This is a genomic window from Halomonas sp. RT37, from assembly GCF_040070525.1.
Lineage (GTDB): Bacteria > Pseudomonadota > Gammaproteobacteria > Pseudomonadales > Halomonadaceae > Halomonas > Halomonas litopenaei.
The window spans coordinates 966833-983746 of the sequence record NZ_CP098827.1 but is presented as its reverse complement, the minus strand read 5'-3'; the positions used below and the strand labels follow the sequence as shown (position 1 = coordinate 983746).

Genomic DNA, 16914 nt, shown 5'->3' with positions numbered 1-16914 from the left:
GCCGCCGCCACCCGCTGCCCGGCGTCATCCCCCGGGCAGCTTTTCGTTCAGGCCGGAACGAACTTGAGCGCGACCCCGTTGTTGCACCAGCGCAGACCGGTGGGATCGGGCCCATCCTCGAACACGTGCCCCTGATGACCACCACAGCGAGCGCAGTGGTACTCGGTACGCGGCCACAGGATCTTGTAGTCCACACTGGTCAGCAGGTGGCCCTCCACGTGCTCGTAGAAGCTCGGCCAGCCGGTGCCGGAGTCGTACTTCATGGCGCTGGTGAATAACAACAGATCACAACCGGCACAGCGAAATTCGCCTTCACGCTTCTCGCCGTCGAGCGGACTGGAGCCTGCCGGCTCGGTCCCTGCCTCGCGCAGCACATCGTACTGGGCCGGGCTCAGGCGCTCACGCCACTCGCTCTCGCTCAATTCCAGCGGCTCGATATCGGGACTTGGCGAAAGCTCCAGCTCCGGGCGGGCATTGGCCACCGCCGGCACCATGCTGGCGAGGCCGCCGAGCCCGAGCAGCGCGAGGAAATTGCGTCGTTTCATTGTAGAGTCTCCTGCGTCAAGGATTGTGCTGGGTCGGTCTGCCCCTCCCCTTCCTTACACTCAATCGTCGCTGTCCGTCCGGACCTTCGCCAACTATCGACGGCAAGGCGCTGGAACAAGAGCAAAAAAAGAGGAGAAGGCCATCGCCTTCTCCTCTTCTCGACCCCTGCCTCGCGGCAAGGTTCAGTCGTTTACTGCCTTGGCAACCCGCAGGTTAAACCAGGCCCGGAGCCGCCTAGACCAGGCTCGGGCCTGCCTTGACGATGGCGTCGCTGACGCCGTCGAACTTCTTGAAGTTCTCTACAAACTTGCCTGCCAGTTCGCTGCGCTTGCGATCGTAGGCCGCCTGGTCTTCCCAGGTCTGACGCGGGTCCAGCAGGCTGGAGTCGACGCCGGGCACGGACACCGGCACCGACAGGTTCAGGCCGTCGATGTGGCGGGTTTCCACGTCACGCAGCACGCCGGTCTGGATCGCGTGGATGATGGCGCGGGTGGTCGGGATGGAGAAGCGTGAGCCGCCCTCGCCGTAAGCACCGCCGGTCCAGCCGGTGTTGACCAGGTAGACCTGGGCGTCCTTCTCGGCCACGCGCTTGATCAGCAGATCCGCGTACTCGCGGGCCGGGCGCGGGAAGAACGGCGCACCGAAGCAGGTGGAGAAGGTCGCTTCCAGACCGCTGGAAGAGCCCATCTCGGTGGAGCCCACCTTGGCGGTGTAGCCGGACAGGAAGTGATAGGCGGCGGCCTCCTTGGACAGCACCGACACCGGCGGCAGCACGCCACTCATGTCACAGGTCAGAAAGACGATGGCGTTGGGCTCGCCGGCGCGGTTCTCGGCCACACGCTTGTCGACGTGCTCGAGCGGATAGGCGGCGCGGGAATTCTGGGTCAGGCTGTCGTCGGCGTAGTTCGGCTCACGACGATCGTTGAGCACCACGTTCTCGAGCACGGTACCGAACTTGATGGCATTCCAGATGACCGGCTCGTTCTTTTCCGACAGGTCGATGCACTTGGCGTAGCAGCCACCCTCGAAGTTGAACACGGTACCGACGCCCCAGCCGTGCTCGTCGTCGCCGATCAGGTAGCGACCCGGGTCCGCTGACAGGGTGGTCTTGCCAGTGCCGGACAGGCCGAAGAACAGGGTGGTCTCGCCGTCTTCGCCGACGTTGGCGCTGCAGTGCATGGGCAGCACGTCGGCCTCGGGCAGCAGGAAGTTCTGCACCGAGAACATGGCCTTCTTCATCTCGCCGGCGTAACGCATGCCGGCGATCAGCACCCGGCGCTTGGCGAAGTTGATGATCACGCAGCCATCGGAGTTGGTGCCGTCACGGCTCGGCTCACACACGAAGTGCGGGGCATTCTGGATTTCCCACTCGTCCTTGCGTGACGCATTGTAGGCCTCGGGACGCACGAACATGGTGCGGCCAAAGAGGTTGTGCCAGGCGGTCTCGGTGGTCACACGAACCGGCAGGTAGTGGGTCGGATCGCTGCCCACGTGAAGCTCGCTGACATAGCTGTCCTTCTCGCCCAGGTAGCCTTCCACTCGCTCCCACAGTGCATCGAAACGCTCGGCGTCGAAGGGACGGTTGACGCTGCCCCAGTCGATCTGGGCACTGGTGGACGGTTCGTCGACGATGAACCGGTCCTTGGGGGAGCGCCCGGTACGTTCACCCGTCTTGACCACGAGGGCGCCGTGGGAGGCCAGTCGGCCCTCGCCCTGGGCCACCGCACGCTCGATGAGCTCGGCAGTGCTGAGGTTGACGTGAACGGTAGAAGACTGCGTGGTGGTGGTCATAGGATTCCTGGGCCTTCGGCTTCTCTCTCGTGGACTGGCGCCATCCGACAGGGCGAACGGCGCAAGGGATCCGGCGAGTCGACTACGCGGTTCGACCGTCTTCTTCGACTGACGACGCGTCCGGGATCGGCGGGGATTATGGCAAAAAACCCCGAGACAGGAAATGCCCATTTTTCAAGACGTTATTGTAGTTTAATTACAACATTTCGGCCTTTTTGGTGCATTTCCTGTCATTCCACTACAAACCTGCAACCGCCACCGCAGTCCCGATAACCTCGAGCCTGCCATTCATGCCAGCGAAACGGCTCGGGCCTGGACGCTGCAACCGCTCAATGCACCGTTGGGCTGCCGTCGCTGGGGTCCTCGATCAAGGCTTCGACATCGGCCGCGGTGAAGGCGTAGCGGGTGTTGCAGAAGTGACACTGGGTCTCGATCGTACCTTGCTCCGCGACGATCTGACGCAATTCCTCGTGCCCCAGCGACATCAGTCCCCCGGCGATGCGCGAACGAGAACAAGTACAACCAAAACGCAACGCCTTGGATTCGAAGGTACGCAATGGCTCCTCATGGAACAGCCGCACCAGCAAAGTTGCCGCATCCAGTTCCAGCAATTCCTGTTCGCTGAGGGTGGCAGCCAAGTGATAGGCGCGATCCCAGGCGTCGTCATCCTGATTGAGCGACTCGTCGGGCAGTCGCTGCAGCAGCAGGCCACCGGCGCTGACACCGTCCGCCGCCAGCCACAGCCGCGTGGGCAGCTGCTCGGACTGGGTGAAGTAGGCTTCCAGGCAGCCGGCCAGGCGATCGTGCTCGATGCCGACGATACCCTGATAGCGCCGCCCTTCCTTGGGGTCGAGGGTGATCACGATCTGGCCTTCTCCCACCAGCTCGCGAAAGCCGGCCTCATCGCCGGGCAGTGCCGCATCTTCGGCGAGGCGGGCGATGGCGCGAAGCTCACCGCCAGGATTGGACTCCGCCATCATCAGGGAGACGTCACCACTGCCGCGCACCTCGAGGGTCATGGTGCCGTCAAGCTTCACGGTGTCGGTCAACAGAGCCACCGCCGCCAGCAGTTCACCGAGCTGACGATTGACGGCGGCCGGATACTCGTGACGCTTGAGCACCTCGTCGTAGGCCTCGGACAGGCGGGTGACTTCGCCGCGGACGTTGGTGTCATCGATAATGAATCGCTGTATCTGATCAGCCATGAAAAACGATCTCTGCTGGGCGCGCCCCGGCGGGCGCGCGTCTGACGAAAAGAAGGGTGTTCGACGAGGGCGCTGGGATGAGCGCGACGCGCGCCGTCAGGAGCCGCCCTCGCGCTGGAAGCGCTTGATATCGCGGCGCGCCCGCTTGTCGGGGCGCTTGAGCGGATGCTTGAAGACCTCGTTGGCCTGGCGGCGCTGATCGGCCTCGCGCTCGCGACGTTCGCGACTCTGCTCGGTCTCCTGGTACAGCCGCCGCGCCTCCGGCGCCCCACGACGCTGCTCGCTGACCTCGAGCACCTCGACCTCCCACACATCCCAGCCCTGAGGCGCACGTATCAACATGCCGGGGCTCACCGACTTGCTGGTCTTGGCCCTGGCCCCGTCGACCTCGACCTTGCCACCCTCGATGGCCTTCTTGGCCAGGGCGCGGGTCTTGAAGAATCGTGCCGCCCACAGCCACTTGTCGAGTCTGACGCTATCCACGGGGGGCCTCCGGAGTCTGCGGCGCCGAGGGCATGATATCGGCGAAACGGTCCAGCGCGATAAAGTCCTTGAGCGACTTCTCCGGCCGCCGGCTGTCCGGCTGGCGGATCCCCAGCAGATGGCGAATACCGTACTCGCGGGCGCTTTCGAGCACCGCCGCGTTGTCGTCGATGAACAGGGTCCGCTCGCGGTCGAAGGGCTCGATCTCGTTGAGCGCATGCCAGAACGCCTGTTCTTCCTTGGGCTCACCGATATCGGCAGACGACACGATGGCGTCAAGGTAGTCGTCGAGGCCCGTCAGCGGCAGCTTCAGCGCCAGACTCTCGCGATCGGCGTTGGTCGCCAGCACCACTCGCGGATGGGCGCTCTTGAGCCAGCCCAGAAAGTCCAGAGCATCGCCGCGCAGGCCGATCAGATGCTGGACCTCGCGCTTGAGCGCGACGATATCCACGTCGAGCTCGCGGCTCCAGTAGGCCAGGCTGTACCAGTTGAGAGTGCCCTGCTCCCGGATGATCCGCGCGCGCACCACTTCCTGGGTGGCCTCATCCAGCTTGTGCAGTTCTACGTAGCGGCGAGGCAGATGCTCCAGCCAGAAATGACTGTCGAAGTGCAAGTCCAGCAAGGTGCCGTCCATGTCCAGCAGCACGGTATCGATGGTGTCCCAATCGAGCATTACCTCATCTCCAGCCATCACCAGCTCAATGCTTGTTCCACTGCGCCGGCGAACGTCCGCCGACACCTGAGTAACGTGTTAGTGTACCTCAAAGGCATTCGGGCTCGCAGCCCGGGCGCTTGCGCCTGGTCTCGGCCCGGTGCGGACGGCGGATGTCCCGCGACGCCGCCAACCCCGCCTGCCCCCTGTTCATTGCGCTAGTCATTGCGCTATTCATTACGCGATCCACCAGCCCATCCCACCGCCCAGGAGCTCCCATGGACGACAGTTCCCCGGAAAAACCCCGCATCCTCTCACGCAAGACCGTCGCCGAGAGCCGTCTGTTCCGGGTCGAGGAACTCGAACTGCGCTTTTCCAACGGCGCCGAGCGTCACTTCGAACGGCTGCTTGGCAACGGCAAGGGCATCGGCGCGGTCATGATCGTCGCCATGCCCGACCCCGACCATGTGCTGCTCATCCGAGAGTACGCCGCCGGTTTCGAGGACTATGTACTGACCCTGCCCAAGGGCGTCGTGGACCCCGGCGAGGACATCGTCACCGCCGCCAACCGCGAGCTGATGGAAGAGTGTGGTGTGGGCGCCCGGCGTATCGAACCGCTGGTCGAGCTTTCCCTGTCGCCCAACTATATGCGCCAGCGTATGCAGGTCATGCTGGCGAGCGACCTCTACCCCAAGCGCCTGGAGGGCGATGAGCCGGAGCCGCTGGTGGTGGAGACCCATGCGCTGGACAGCATAACCGCGCTGCTCGCCCGGGAGGACTTCCACGAGGCCCGCGCCATCGCTGCGCTGTACATCGCCCGGGACAAGCTCAAGGGCGAGCAGGCCGATACCTCACTTTGGTAAGACCCACCCTACCAATACGACCAGGGGGCCCTGACGGCCCCCTGGTCAACGTGCCTTGGTCGAATTTGCCTTGGCCAAGCTTCCTTGGCCAAGGCCCTCTTGTCGTGCCTGGCTGATTCGCCTCAGCGACGGGCGTGCAGCCGGCGGAGGTTGCTGTTGCCTTCCTTCAGGCGCACCCAGCGCCCCTGGCGGTAGCTGTCGAGCCCCGCTTCCAGCAAGGTCATCACGTCCACCGCCTGCTCGCCGGACACCGGCGGCGGGTCGCCATGCAGCAGGGTCTGAGCGACGGCAGTGTAAAAGGCGGGATAATTGCCCGGTTCCGACAGCCACTCTTCGGTGACCAGGTCCGGCTCCTCGGCGCTGCCCCGGTTGAGGGTCAGTTGTCCCGGCGCATCGTCGACGCCCCAGTCTTCACTCGGCATCAGTCCCTGCTTGAGCCAGCCTTCCTGGGGGTCGAGCCCGTAGATCGAATAGCTGCCCTCGGTGCCGTGCACCACGAAGCGCGGGCTGGGCTCGGCTACCAGCGAACTGGCCTGCAGGGTCACCCTGAGGCGGTCGTACTCGAGCAGCGCCAGAAAGTCGTCATCCACCTCGGCGCCGTCTCTGGCGGAGGCCAGTTCCAGCAGAATTGCCCGAGGCATGCCGAACAGCTCTATGGCCTGATCGAGCAGATGCGGGCCGAGGTCGTACCAGATGCCGCCACCGGGCTTGTGCTGCTCTCGCCAGCGGTTGTTCACCGCCGGTCGATAGCGATCGAAACGCGAGGTAAAGGACGTCACTCGCCCCAGCCGGCCCTGCTCCAGAAGCTTGCGCACCGTCAGGAAGTCGCAGTCCCAGCGACGATTGTGAAAGACGCTGAGCAGCAGTTCCGAGCGGTCCGCCTGGGCGCGGAGCTGACGCGCCTCCGAGGCCGACACAGTGATCGGCTTGTCCACCACCACGTGCTTGCCTGCCGCAAGAGCCGCCTTGGCCATGGCATAGTGCTGCTCGTTGGGTGTAGCAATCACGATCAGGTCAACGTGGCGCACCTCGAGCAGCTCGTTGAGCTTGGCGTGCACCGTCACGTCCGGAAGGTCACGCAAGACCTTGTCGGCGTCGGAGCTGACCACCGAGGTCAGCTCGAGCCCTGGCGCGGCCTGGATCAAGGGGGCATGGAAGGTCTTGGCAGCCATGCCGTAACCCACCAGGCCCACATTGAGAGTCTGTGTTTTCATAGCGGTCCCCGTGCCTGCATCTCGCCCATCTTGTCGAGGGCTTCTTTGATCTGTCGATCCCCTGTCACGTCAGAATGACCAAATCCCCGGAAATTATCGAGTTCCGGCGTACACGCAAGCTGTTTCATTTCGCTGATCGGTCGCTCATTTCTTCAAGCGAGTCGCCTGAGCGCTGGACGCCATCAACGATGAAGGCCGGCGTATGCCGGCCTTCATCGAGCTACTCTGTGCTAAAAAGCGCAGATATTAGTCGTCAAGCTTTTCCAGATCGCGCACCGCGCCCATGTCAGCCGAGGTGGCCAACAAGGCATAGGCCTTCAGCGCAGGAGTCACCTTGCGCAGACGCTGAATGCTCGGCTTCCAGGCATCCTTGCCGCGCTCCTGCTGGCGCTGGCGGCGCTCGGCAAGCTCGGCGTCGTCCAGCAGGACATTGATGGTCCGAGCGGGGATGTCGATGCGGATACGGTCGCCGTTTTCCACCAGAGCGATGGCGCCGCCGGCGGCGGCCTCCGGTGAGACGTGGCCGATCGACAGCCCTGAGGTGCCGCCGGAAAAGCGTCCGTCGGTGAGCAGGGCGCAGCCCTTGCCCAGCCCCTTGGACTTGAGATAGGACGTCGGGTAGAGCATCTCCTGCATGCCCGGGCCGCCCTTGGGGCCTTCGTAGCGGATCACCACCACGTCGCCTTCCTTCACCTTGTCGCCAAGGATATGTTCCACCGCCTGATCCTGAGACTCGACCACGTGGGCCGGCCCTTCGAACACCAGGATGCTGTCGTCGACGCCGGCGGTCTTCACCACACAGCCGTTCTCAGCGATGTTGCCCTTCAGCACGGCGAGCCCGCCCTCCTTGGAGAAGGCGTGTTCGTAGTCGCGGATACAACCGGTGGCGCGGTCACCGTCCAGGCTCGGCCAGCGGGCGCTCTGGGAAAACGCCGTCTGGGTCGGGATACCACCGGGGCCGGCCTTGAAGAAGTTGACCACCTCCGCCGACGGATTGCGCATGATGTCCCACTCGTCGAGGGCCAGCTTGAGGCTGTCGCCGTAGACCGTGGGCACCGAGGTATCCAGCACTCCGGCGCGATCCAGCTCGCCGAGGATCGCCATGATGCCGCCGGCCCGGTGCACGTCCTCGATGTGATACTTCTGGGTATTGGGCGCCACCTTGCACAGCTGAGGGACTTCGCGGCTCAGCCGGTCGATGTCCATCATGTTGAAGTCGACGCCTGCCTCCTGGGCGGCGGCCAGCAGGTGCAGGATGGTGTTGGTGGAGCCGCCCATGGCGATATCCAGGGTCATGGCGTTCTTGAACGCCGCCTTGGAGCCGATGGCACGGGGCAGCAGGTGCGCTTCGTCACCTTCGTAGTAGCGCCTGGCCAGCTCGACGATGCGCTCGCCCGCCGTCTCGAACAGGCGGCGGCGATCGGCGTGGGTGGCCAGCACCGTGCCGTTGCCCGGCAACGCCAGACCCAGCGCCTCGGTCAGGCAGTTCATGGAGTTGGCAGTGAACATGCCGGAGCAGCTGCCACAGGTGGGGCAGGCGCTGCGCTCGACCTCGTTCAGGGTTTCCTCGTCCACCGAATCGTCGGCGGCCATGACCATGGCGTCCACCAGGTCCAGGCCGTGATCCAGCAGCTTGGTCTTGCCGGCTTCCATGGGGCCGCCGGAGACGAAGATCACCGGCACGTTGAGGCGCATGGCGGCCATCAACATTCCAGGCGTGATCTTGTCGCAGTTGGAGATGCACACCAGAGCGTCGGCGCAGTGGGCGTTGACCATGTACTCCACGCTGTCGGCGATCAGATCGCGGCTCGGCAGCGAATAGAGCATACCGTCGTGGCCCATGGCGATACCGTCGTCCACGGCGATGGTGTTGAATTCCTTGGCCACACCGCCGGCCTTTTCGATTTCACGGGCGACCAGCTGGCCCATGTCCTTCAGGTGAACGTGGCCCGGCACGAACTGGGTGAAGGAGTTCGCCACCGCGATGATCGGCTTCTGGAAGTCGCCATCCTTCATGCCGGTGGCGCGCCACAGGGCGCGAGCGCCGGCCATGTTGCGACCGGCGGTGGTGGTACGGGAGCGATACTCAGGCATGGAATCCTCGTCATTTTTCGTCCACCCGTGATGCAGAAGGCAACCGGGCGGTGTCGCGTGTCCAGACTGTCGATTCTGTCACGCACAGACGGCACTGACTAGCCTTGCACAGGCCATCACGCCACGGGCCCGAGAACCGCGTCATGCGGCCTCGGGCCCGATCCGGAACGGCTTGACGGCTCACTGTCGGCGAAATGCACCGTCATATTGCCGTTAGGCGAACACCACCTTGGCGACATCCCTGCAGTGGCCGACGAGAGCGGTCGGCGAAATGCGCCGAAGTGCCGTCGTTAGCCAAATACCACCTTGGCGACGTCCTTGTAGCGATTGGCGAAATGCACGGTCATGCCGTCCTTGAGGTACTCCGGCAGTTCGTCATAGTCGCGCCGATTGGCCTCGGGCAGGATCACCTCGAAGATATCGCTGCGGCGCGCGGCGATGACCTTCTCGCGGATCCCCCCCACCGGCAGCACCTGTCCGGTCAGCGTCAGCTCGCCTGTCATCGCCAGGTTGCGCTCGATGGACTGATGACGCGCCAGTGACAGCAGCGCCGTGGTCATGGTCACCCCCGCCGAGGGGCCATCCTTGGGGGTGGCGCCTTCGGGCACGTGCAGGTGAACAAAGGAGGCATCGAAGAAGCCGGCATCGGCGCCGTACTCGGTCAGGTGCCCCTGAACATAGCTGTAGGCGATGTTGGCCGACTCCTTCATCACGTCGCCCAATTGGCCGGTGAGCTTGAAGCCGCGATCCAGCCCGTGCACCTTGCCGGCCTCGATGGACAGGGTGGCACCGCCCATGGAGGTCCAGGCCAGGCCGGTGACCACGCCCTGCCCTTTCATCACCTTTTCCTTGCGGAACAGTGGGGCGCCGAGGAATTCCTCGAGGTTCTTGAGCGAGACCTTGACCGTCGCCTGGTCGTTCTCCAGAAGCTTGACGGCGGCCTTGCGCACGATCCGGTGCAGCTGTTTCTCCAGTTGCCTGACACCGGCCTCCCTGGCGTAGCCCTCGACCACCTGGCGCAGGGCTGCGGCGGTCAGATTGATACGCTTTTTGGGGATGTTGTCGCGCTTGAGCAGCTTGGGCCAGAGGTGGTTCCTGGCGATGGCCTGCTTCTCTTCGGCGATGTAGCCCGACAGGCGAATCTGCTCCATACGGTCGAGCAACGCCGGCGGGATGGAATCCAGGGTATTGGCGGTGCACACGAACAGCACCTTGGACAGATCCAGACGCACGTCCAGGTAGTGGTCGAGGAAGTCGACGTTCTGCTCCGGGTCCAGCACCTCGAGCAAGGCCGAGGCCGGATCGCCCTGGAAGGACTGGCCCATCTTGTCGATCTCGTCGAGCATGATCACCGGGTTCTCGACCTCGACCTCCTTGAGCGCCTGGACCAGCTTGCCGGGCATGGCGCCGACGTAGGTGCGCCGGTGGCCCTTGATCTCGGCCTCGTCGCGCATGCCACCCACCGAGAAGCGATAGAACTCACGGCCGAGCGCCTCGGCGATGGAGCGACCGATGGAGGTCTTGCCGACACCTGGTGGTCCCACCAGCAGCACGATGGAGCCCCCCACGTCACCCTTGAAGGTGCCCTCGGCGAGGAACTCGACGATCCGCTCCTTGACGTCGGTGAGTCCGTCATGGTCGCGGTCGAGTACCTGTCTGGCGTGGGCCAGGTCCAGCTGGTCCTGGCTGCGCTGGCCCCAGGGCATGGCCGTCAGCCAGTCCAGATAGTTGCGGGTGGTGCCATATTCGGGCGAACCGGTCTCGAGCACCGACAGCTTGGCCAGCTCGTCGTCGATGCGTTCCTGCACCCGCTCGGGCACCTCGCGGCCCTCGAGGCGCGCGCGGAAGGTGTCGACGTCGTTTTCACGGTCGTCCTTGGAGATGCCCAGCTCGCGCTGGATCACCTTGAGCTGCTCGCGCAGGAAGAATTCGCGCTGACGCTCCTGCATCTGGGCGTTGACCTGCTCACTGATCTCGCTCTGCAGCTGCGCTACCTCGATCTCCTTACGCAGCAGCGGCAGTACCTTCTGCATCCGCGGCACCACCGGCAGCGTGGCGAGCACGTCCTGCAGCTCCTGCCCCTGGGCGGAGGTGATGGCGGCGGCGAAGTCGGTCAACGGGCCCGGCTCGTGGGGACTGAAGCGATTGAGGTAGTGCTTGAGTTCCTCGCCGTACAGCGGATTGATCGGCAACAGTTCCTTGATGCCGTTGATCAGCGCCATGGCGTAGGCGCGGGTCTCGTCCTCCTCCGCGTCCACCGGCTCACGAGGGTAGGACACCTCGACCAGAAACGGCGGGGTGCGCGACAGCCAGCGCTCGATCTTGAAGCGTCGCACGCCCTGGGCGATGAACTGGATCTGGTTGTCCTCGCCCTGCAGCTTGTGGGCCTTGACCGCGGTGCCGATGGTCGGAAAGTCCTCGTAGGACAGCTCCTCGACACCGGCCTCTCCGACGAAGGCGAGACCGACGGTGTCATGGGGCGTATTGGCGACCCGCTCGATGGTCTCGGACCAGCGTTCGCGGTTGATCACCAGCGGCTGCACCTGGGCGGGAAAGAAGGGACGATTGTGAATCGGCAACAGGTAAAGCCGTTCCGGCAGCGAGGCGCTGGCAGGAATCACCGCATGGCCCTGGACCTGCTCGCCATCGGCCAGGCCGTCCGCGGTTCCGTCTTCGGCGTCGCCACTCATGGGAATCCAGTCCAGATCGTCGGACCGGGGATCGCGATCATCGCTCATGGTGTCCTCATCCTGAAGTAGGGGGCGTCTTGCCCGTCTGGGTATCAGCAATGCGGGCGACCACGACCAAGTTCAAGGCGTGACAGGAGGATAGCAGCAGAGTGACGCCATCGGGGACGCTGCCGGGCCCGGCCGGGAGGGAATTCAGAGGACAGGAATCTGGTGGCTCTTCTGACGGTGTGAACGGAGTCCGCTCAACCACCCAGCAGCGGTGGTAACGGACGTCCGTTGACCCGCAGTCGCCCCTTGACCACGTCGATGCCCAGCATCGAGGTATCCAGCGGCAACCCCAGCCACAGCGCGACCACGGCCGGCGGATCACGCCATTCGAAGTCTCCGTCCAGGCGCTGGCGAAAGCGCTCGCGCATCTCGGGGCGATCCAGCGACAGCAGGCTCAGCGACGCAAGATCTCGGGGGTCCAGCACCAGCACGCCCTCGCCCTTTAGACTCAGTCCCAGCATGGGGCTGTCGAGATCCACGTCCTTCAGATCCAGACGCGGTGAGTCCTTGAGCAACTGGGCCAGGGCGCGATCCATCGCCGAGTAGGCCTCGGCGTCCTCGAGCGAGACGGTGCCTAGCGCGGTCTTGTGACGCGCCAGGGCCACCACCGAACGCAGCGCCTCGGCGTTGATGCGAGACAACTCCAGACTGACCTCGCCGTCCACCAGCATGTCGTCGCCGGAGCGCACCTCACCGATGGTCAAGGTGCTCTGCAGCCTCAGCTCGCTGTCATCCAGCAGGGTGCGGGCCTCGAGCACCAGTTCGGTGCCATCCAGGTTGACCTGAGGGTGACGCAGACTGACGGCGTCCAGGGTCAGCTTGTCCTGCTGGGTGAAGTGCAGGGCCCCGGGGGTATAGGCGTAACGGCTTTCGTGATGGAGCGGGCCGATTTCCAGCACCGCGTCTCCATCGCGCAACTCGATCGCCTCCAGCAGCACCTGGGTGCGCCAGTCGCCATAGACTCCGTCAAAGGCGATACGTCCACCGGAGAATTGCAGCGAGCGAGGCGCTTCACCGGACGGCGACTGACTGATGAGAAATGGTGCCAGCCGCAACTCCCCCTGCAGCGTGCCCCCCAGGGTGCGGTAGTGAGCTTCCCAGCGGGGCGGGCTTGCCGGCATGGCATCACCGAACAGGCGCCGGTCGGCGTCGCCGACGTGTACGTCGAGCCGGCCAAAGACGCTGGTATCGAGTACGCCGTGGCGTGCCTCATAGGGAATCGCAAGATGCCAGGCGTGACCGATCAGGGGAGCCACATGCAACACGCCGGAGGAACGCAGCCAGCCCTGCTCCACGTCGTCGCGCGAGATTCGCAGGTCACCGCGCGCCTCGAGATCGGCAAGCGCCCTCTCCAGTTCGCGCTCGAACAGCAGACTGGCGATATATTGGGCCACCGCCCAGGCCAGCGCCAGCACCACCACCACCGGTACGATCCATCGTTCCTTGCGCATTCCTTGCCCTCTCTGCCGAGAGGAGCCTCCCTGCCCCCGTCGGCGTGACGATACGCTGTTCAGTGTAGCCAGAACCACAGGTGCATGGTGCACCAGGAGTAAACGCCGGCCATGACATCATCGACCATGATGCCGAAGCCGCCGGCGACGCGACGATCGGCCCAGCGGATGGGCCAGGGCTTGATCACGTCGAATACGCGAAAGACAACGAAGCCCCACAGCGCCGCTTCCCACGAAAAGGGCACCGCCGCCATGGTCAGCCAGTAGCCGACAAACTCGTCCCAGACGATACCGGAGTGGTCGTGCACGCCGAGGTCCCGGGACGTCTTGTCGCACAGCCAGACACCCCAGACGAAGGTGATGGCGATCATCACCAGGTACCAGCCCAGGGTCAGCTCGGACAACAGCCAGTAGAAGGGAATGGCCGCCAGGGTCCCGAAGGTCCCCGGGGCAAAGGGCGCCGCCCCGCTGCCCAGCCCGAAGGCAAGAAAATGGGTCGGTCGACGCCACACGCTAGCCGGTGCTTTGTTCACGATGTCCCTCCGTGGAAATGTTGCCACCCCGGCAGCGAAGAGGCATTCACCCCTTGTATCCCCGGCGACGCGGTGACCTGGCCGATGGCAACGAAGGCGAGCCCCAGTTCCGCCAGTGCCAGGCGGGCCCGATCGAACGCCGCCGACGGCAGCGCCACGACCAGCTCGTAGTCGTCGCCGCCGGTCAGGGCGGCCTCTCGGGCCGCCTCGGTGCCGAGGGCCTCTACGAGCCCTTCGGCCAGAGGCAGCGCTTCGGCGTCAAGACGCGCCCCGACACCGCTGGCTTTCAGCAGGTGACCAAGGTCGGCAAGCAAGCCGTCGGAGACGTCGATGGCCGCGCTGGCCAGTCCCCGCAGCGCCAGACCTGCCTGCCAGCGCGCCTGGGGCAACAGGTAGCGGGCAAGCAGCGGTGACTCGAGATCTCGCTGACCCTCGTACCAGGCCGCCAGTCCCCCGGCGCCGCCACCCAGCGCACCGGTGACCGCCAGCACGTCGCCGGCGCGGGCACCGTCGCGACGCAGCGCCTCGCCCGTGGGTACCTCACCCATCACGGTGACGCTGACGGCGCGTTGGCCCCGGGTGACGTCGCCCCCGACCAGGGTCATGTCCGCCTCGTCGCACACAGCATGGAAGCCCTGGGCGAACTTTGCCACCCACTGCTCTTCCACCTCGGGCAACGTCAGCGCCATCAGACACCAGCGCGGCTGCGCGCCCATGGCGGCCAGATCACTCAGGCTCACCGCCAGGGCGCGATGCCCCAGCGCCTGCGGCGGTGCGTCTTCGGGAAAATGCTGCCCTTCCACCGACGTGTCGACGCTGACCACCAGTTCGTGCGCTGGCGCAGGGCGCATCAGGCAGGCATCGTCACCCACCCCGAGCGAGACGCCGGAGGCCTTGCCGGGCTCGCCCGTCGTGGGTGCCAGCCAGCGCTCGATGAGTTCGAATTCTCCGTACATCAGGCGCGACCTTCAGCGGCGACGGGCACTGACCTCGGCGCTTCTGAGCTTGATGGCCAGCTTGTCGAGAATGCTGTTGATGTACTTGTGGCCATCGGTGGCGCCAAAGGACTTGGCCAGCTCGACCCCTTCGTTGATCACCGCCCGATAAGGGACCTCCAGACGCTTGGACAGCTCGTAGGCTCCAAGGCGCAGGATCGCCAGCTCGATCGGGTCGATGTCCTCGAGGCGGCGGTCCAGCAGCGGCGAGATGGAGGCGTCGAGCTCCTTGCGGTAGCGTGCGACGTTGTGCAGTAGCTCATGGAACAGCGCCAGATCGGCGATTTCCATGACCTTGAGCCAGTTCTCGTGCACCTCCAGGTCGTCATCGGGCACCTGGCTGCGAAATTCGGCCTCGACCGCAGTGATGGACTTGTCGGTCATCTGCCACTGATAAAGTCCCTGCACCGCCAGCTCGCGAGCCGCACGGCGAGACTGCTGGGCCTTGCTGGGCGCACGCTGTTCGCGGCTCATGCGGGGGTCTCCTCGGCATCGTCACCAAAATGACGCAGCAGCGACACCATCTCCATGGCGGCCATGGCGGCTTCGACGCCCTTGTTGCCGGCCTTGGTGCCGGCCCGCTCGATGGCCTGCTCGATGGAGTTGACCGTCAGCACACCGTTGGCCACCGGGGTATCGAACTCCAGCTGCAGCCGCGACAGCGCGGAATTGCACTCGCCGGCCACGTGCTCGAAGTGCGGGGTACCGCCGCGAATGACCGCGCCGAGCGCGACCACGGCGTCGGGACGCGCCACCGCGAGCACACGCTTGACCGCCAGCGGCAGTTCCCAGGCGCCCGGGACGTGGACGATGTCGATCATCTCCATGTCCACCCCGTGGCGCACCAGGCTGTCCACCGCGCCCTCGACCAGGCTATCTACCACATGGTGATTGAAGCGGCCCACGACGATCACGTAGCGGCCCTGGACGTCGACGAAGCTGCCTTCGACTTGGGAAATAGGTTGCATCTTGAATCTTCCTGAATGTACCGGCCTGGGGCCGGTAGTCGGGGTGACCCTGTCAAAGGGCCTGTCCCCTGGTAAAAACCGAAACACCGGACGCCAGCATTACTGCCTCGCCCGGCGTGAATCAACCGCTGATATCACCTGGCGAGACGATGTCCACCACCTCGAGATCAAAACCCGACAGCGCGGAGAACTTCCACGGTGAGCTCAGCAGACGCATCCTGCCGACACCGAGCTCGCGCAGGATCTGGGAGCCGGTTCCGATGGTCAGGTAGTTGCCGGCGCCGTCGGACTCGCTGCCGCGAGCGGTGCGGCGGCGCTCCAGGAACACCTGCAGCATATCGTTGAGGTCCTGATGCGGACGCATGTCATCGAGCAGCACGAAGACACCCTGCTCGGCCCGCGCCACCTCTTCCAGCGCCTGGTGGGCGCGCCAGGAGGCGTCCTCGCCCTTGACCAGGCACATCAGGTCACGCATCTCGTTGGCCAGATGCACCCGCACCGTGGTCACGCTGTCCGGACTCGGCGAGCCCTTCACCAGCGCCAGGTGGTGCACCTTGTGGGTGCGGTCGAGAAAGACGTGGGCGGTCAGCTCACCGTAGGCGGTGGTCACCGGCAGTCGCTCGACCTCTTCTACCGTCTGCTCGTTGTGGATCCGGTAGTGGATCAGGTCGGCGATGGTGCCCATCTTGATCCCGTGGGTCTCGGCGAAGCGCTCGAGCTCAGGACGTCGGGCCATGCTGCCATCGTCGTTCATGATCTCGCAGATCACACCGCTGGGATCACAACCGGCCAGGGCGGCCAGATCGCAGGCCGCCTCGGTGTGGCCGGCGCGCCTGAGCACGCCGCCGGGCTCGGCCATCAGCGGAAAGATGTGGCCGGGCTGGACGATGTCTTCTGCCTTGGCATTGCGCGCGCTGGCGGCCTGCACCGTGCGTGCGCGGTCAGCAGCGGAGATGCCGGTGCTGACGCCTTCGGCGGCCTCGATGGACAGGGTGAACTTGGTACCGAAACCGGAGCCATTGTCCTGCACCATCAGCGGCAGCTTGAGCTGTTCGCAGCGCTCCCGGGTCATCGGCATGCAGATCAGACCACGGGCGTGAACCGCCATGAAGTTGATGTGCCAGGCCTCGACCTTCTCGGCGGCCATGATGATGTCACCTTCGTTTTCCCGATCCTCGTCGTCCATCAGGATCACCATGCGGCCCTGGCGGATATCCTCGACGAGTTCGGCAATAGGGGCCAGGCCCCCGCTGGAAGACTGCGACATGTATGCTCCCTGGATCTAAAATGGCCACTCGCGACGGCGGCCAGAAACCGCGTCAGGGTACCGTGGCGCGGCGTCGGGCGCCAGTCAAAGACAAAGACCAGACAGGGCGTCGGG

General features: G+C 64.9%; 15 protein-coding genes. 1 reads left to right on the top strand and 14 read right to left on the bottom strand.

The window, feature by feature from the left end; translation table 11 throughout:
• Nucleotides 1–47: 47 nt before the first annotated feature.
• The 5 genes from msrB to yrfG all read right to left on the bottom strand — a co-directional run bounded on the left by msrB (nucleotide 48) and on the right by yrfG (nucleotide 4698).
• On the bottom strand, nucleotides 48–545 hold the full coding sequence (gene msrB / locus NFG58_RS04485) for a peptide-methionine (R)-S-oxide reductase MsrB (RefSeq protein WP_045994136.1): 498 nt from the start codon (nucleotides 543–545) through the stop codon (nucleotides 48–50).
• 235 nt (nucleotides 546–780) lie between these two features.
• The gene (locus tag NFG58_RS04480) at nucleotides 781–2337 is read right to left on the bottom strand and encodes a phosphoenolpyruvate carboxykinase (RefSeq protein ID WP_045994135.1); all 1557 of its coding nucleotides are present in this window, start codon (nucleotides 2335–2337) and stop codon (nucleotides 781–783) included.
• Nucleotides 2338–2666: 329 nt separating this feature from the next.
• The gene (hslO, locus tag NFG58_RS04475) at nucleotides 2667–3542 is read right to left on the bottom strand and encodes an Hsp33 family molecular chaperone HslO (RefSeq protein ID WP_108131400.1); all 876 of its coding nucleotides are present in this window, start codon (nucleotides 3540–3542) and stop codon (nucleotides 2667–2669) included.
• Between the two features lie 96 nt (nucleotides 3543–3638).
• Complete coding sequence (locus tag NFG58_RS04470) at nucleotides 3639–4025, bottom strand: S4 domain-containing protein (protein WP_108131399.1); 387 nt, start codon at nucleotides 4023–4025, stop codon at nucleotides 3639–3641.
• Entirely contained in the window at nucleotides 4018–4698 is a 681-nt protein-coding gene (yrfG, locus tag NFG58_RS04465) for a GMP/IMP nucleotidase (protein ID WP_108131398.1), read from the bottom strand. Before yrfG ends, NFG58_RS04470 begins: the two co-directional genes overlap by 8 nt.
• A 257-nt stretch (nucleotides 4699–4955) precedes the next feature.
• Between yrfG and nudE the strand changes: the two genes are divergently transcribed.
• Nucleotides 4956–5540 carry an ADP compounds hydrolase NudE gene (gene nudE, locus NFG58_RS04460; RefSeq protein WP_045993076.1) on the top strand — a complete coding sequence of 195 codons (585 nt, stop codon included), beginning with the start codon at nucleotides 4956–4958 and terminating at the stop codon, nucleotides 5538–5540.
• Between the two features lie 122 nt (nucleotides 5541–5662).
• On the opposite strand, the gene NFG58_RS04455 is transcribed toward nudE, so the two are convergent.
• The 9 genes from NFG58_RS04455 to ribBA all read right to left on the bottom strand — a co-directional run bounded on the left by NFG58_RS04455 (nucleotide 5663) and on the right by ribBA (nucleotide 16800).
• The gene (locus NFG58_RS04455) at nucleotides 5663–6754 is read right to left on the bottom strand and encodes an oxidoreductase (protein ID WP_045993077.1); all 1092 of its coding nucleotides are present in this window, start codon (nucleotides 6752–6754) and stop codon (nucleotides 5663–5665) included.
• 246 nt (nucleotides 6755–7000) lie between these two features.
• Nucleotides 7001–8848: a dihydroxy-acid dehydratase gene (gene ilvD, locus NFG58_RS04450; protein ID WP_108131397.1), complete on the bottom strand. Its 1848-nt coding sequence runs from the start codon at nucleotides 8846–8848 to the stop codon at nucleotides 7001–7003.
• 290 nt (nucleotides 8849–9138) lie between these two features.
• The gene (lon, locus tag NFG58_RS04445) at nucleotides 9139–11586 is read right to left on the bottom strand and encodes an endopeptidase La (RefSeq protein ID WP_108131396.1); all 2448 of its coding nucleotides are present in this window, start codon (nucleotides 11584–11586) and stop codon (nucleotides 9139–9141) included.
• A gap of 194 nt (nucleotides 11587–11780) precedes the next feature.
• Nucleotides 11781–13037 (bottom strand): DUF945 family protein, encoded by a 1257-nt coding sequence (locus tag NFG58_RS04440; protein WP_045993080.1) that lies wholly within the window; start codon nucleotides 13035–13037, stop codon nucleotides 11781–11783.
• A gap of 59 nt (nucleotides 13038–13096) precedes the next feature.
• Entirely contained in the window at nucleotides 13097–13570 is a 474-nt protein-coding gene (locus NFG58_RS04435) for a phosphatidylglycerophosphatase A (RefSeq protein WP_045993081.1), read from the bottom strand.
• Nucleotides 13567–14526 carry a thiamine-phosphate kinase gene (gene thiL, locus NFG58_RS04430; protein WP_108131395.1) on the bottom strand — a complete coding sequence of 320 codons (960 nt, stop codon included), beginning with the start codon at nucleotides 14524–14526 and terminating at the stop codon, nucleotides 13567–13569. Before thiL ends, NFG58_RS04435 begins: the two co-directional genes overlap by 4 nt.
• Before the next feature lie 12 nt (nucleotides 14527–14538).
• Nucleotides 14539–15039: a transcription antitermination factor NusB gene (gene nusB, locus NFG58_RS04425; protein ID WP_045993083.1), complete on the bottom strand. Its 501-nt coding sequence runs from the start codon at nucleotides 15037–15039 to the stop codon at nucleotides 14539–14541.
• On the bottom strand, nucleotides 15036–15533 hold the full coding sequence (gene ribE, locus NFG58_RS04420) for a 6,7-dimethyl-8-ribityllumazine synthase (protein WP_045993084.1): 498 nt from the start codon (nucleotides 15531–15533) through the stop codon (nucleotides 15036–15038). The genes nusB and ribE overlap by 4 nt, the downstream gene beginning before the upstream one ends.
• 121 nt (nucleotides 15534–15654) lie before the next feature.
• Complete coding sequence (ribBA, locus tag NFG58_RS04415; RefSeq protein ID WP_108131394.1) at nucleotides 15655–16800, bottom strand: bifunctional 3,4-dihydroxy-2-butanone-4-phosphate synthase/GTP cyclohydrolase II; 1146 nt, start codon at nucleotides 16798–16800, stop codon at nucleotides 15655–15657.
• Nucleotides 16801–16914 lie beyond the last annotated feature (114 nt).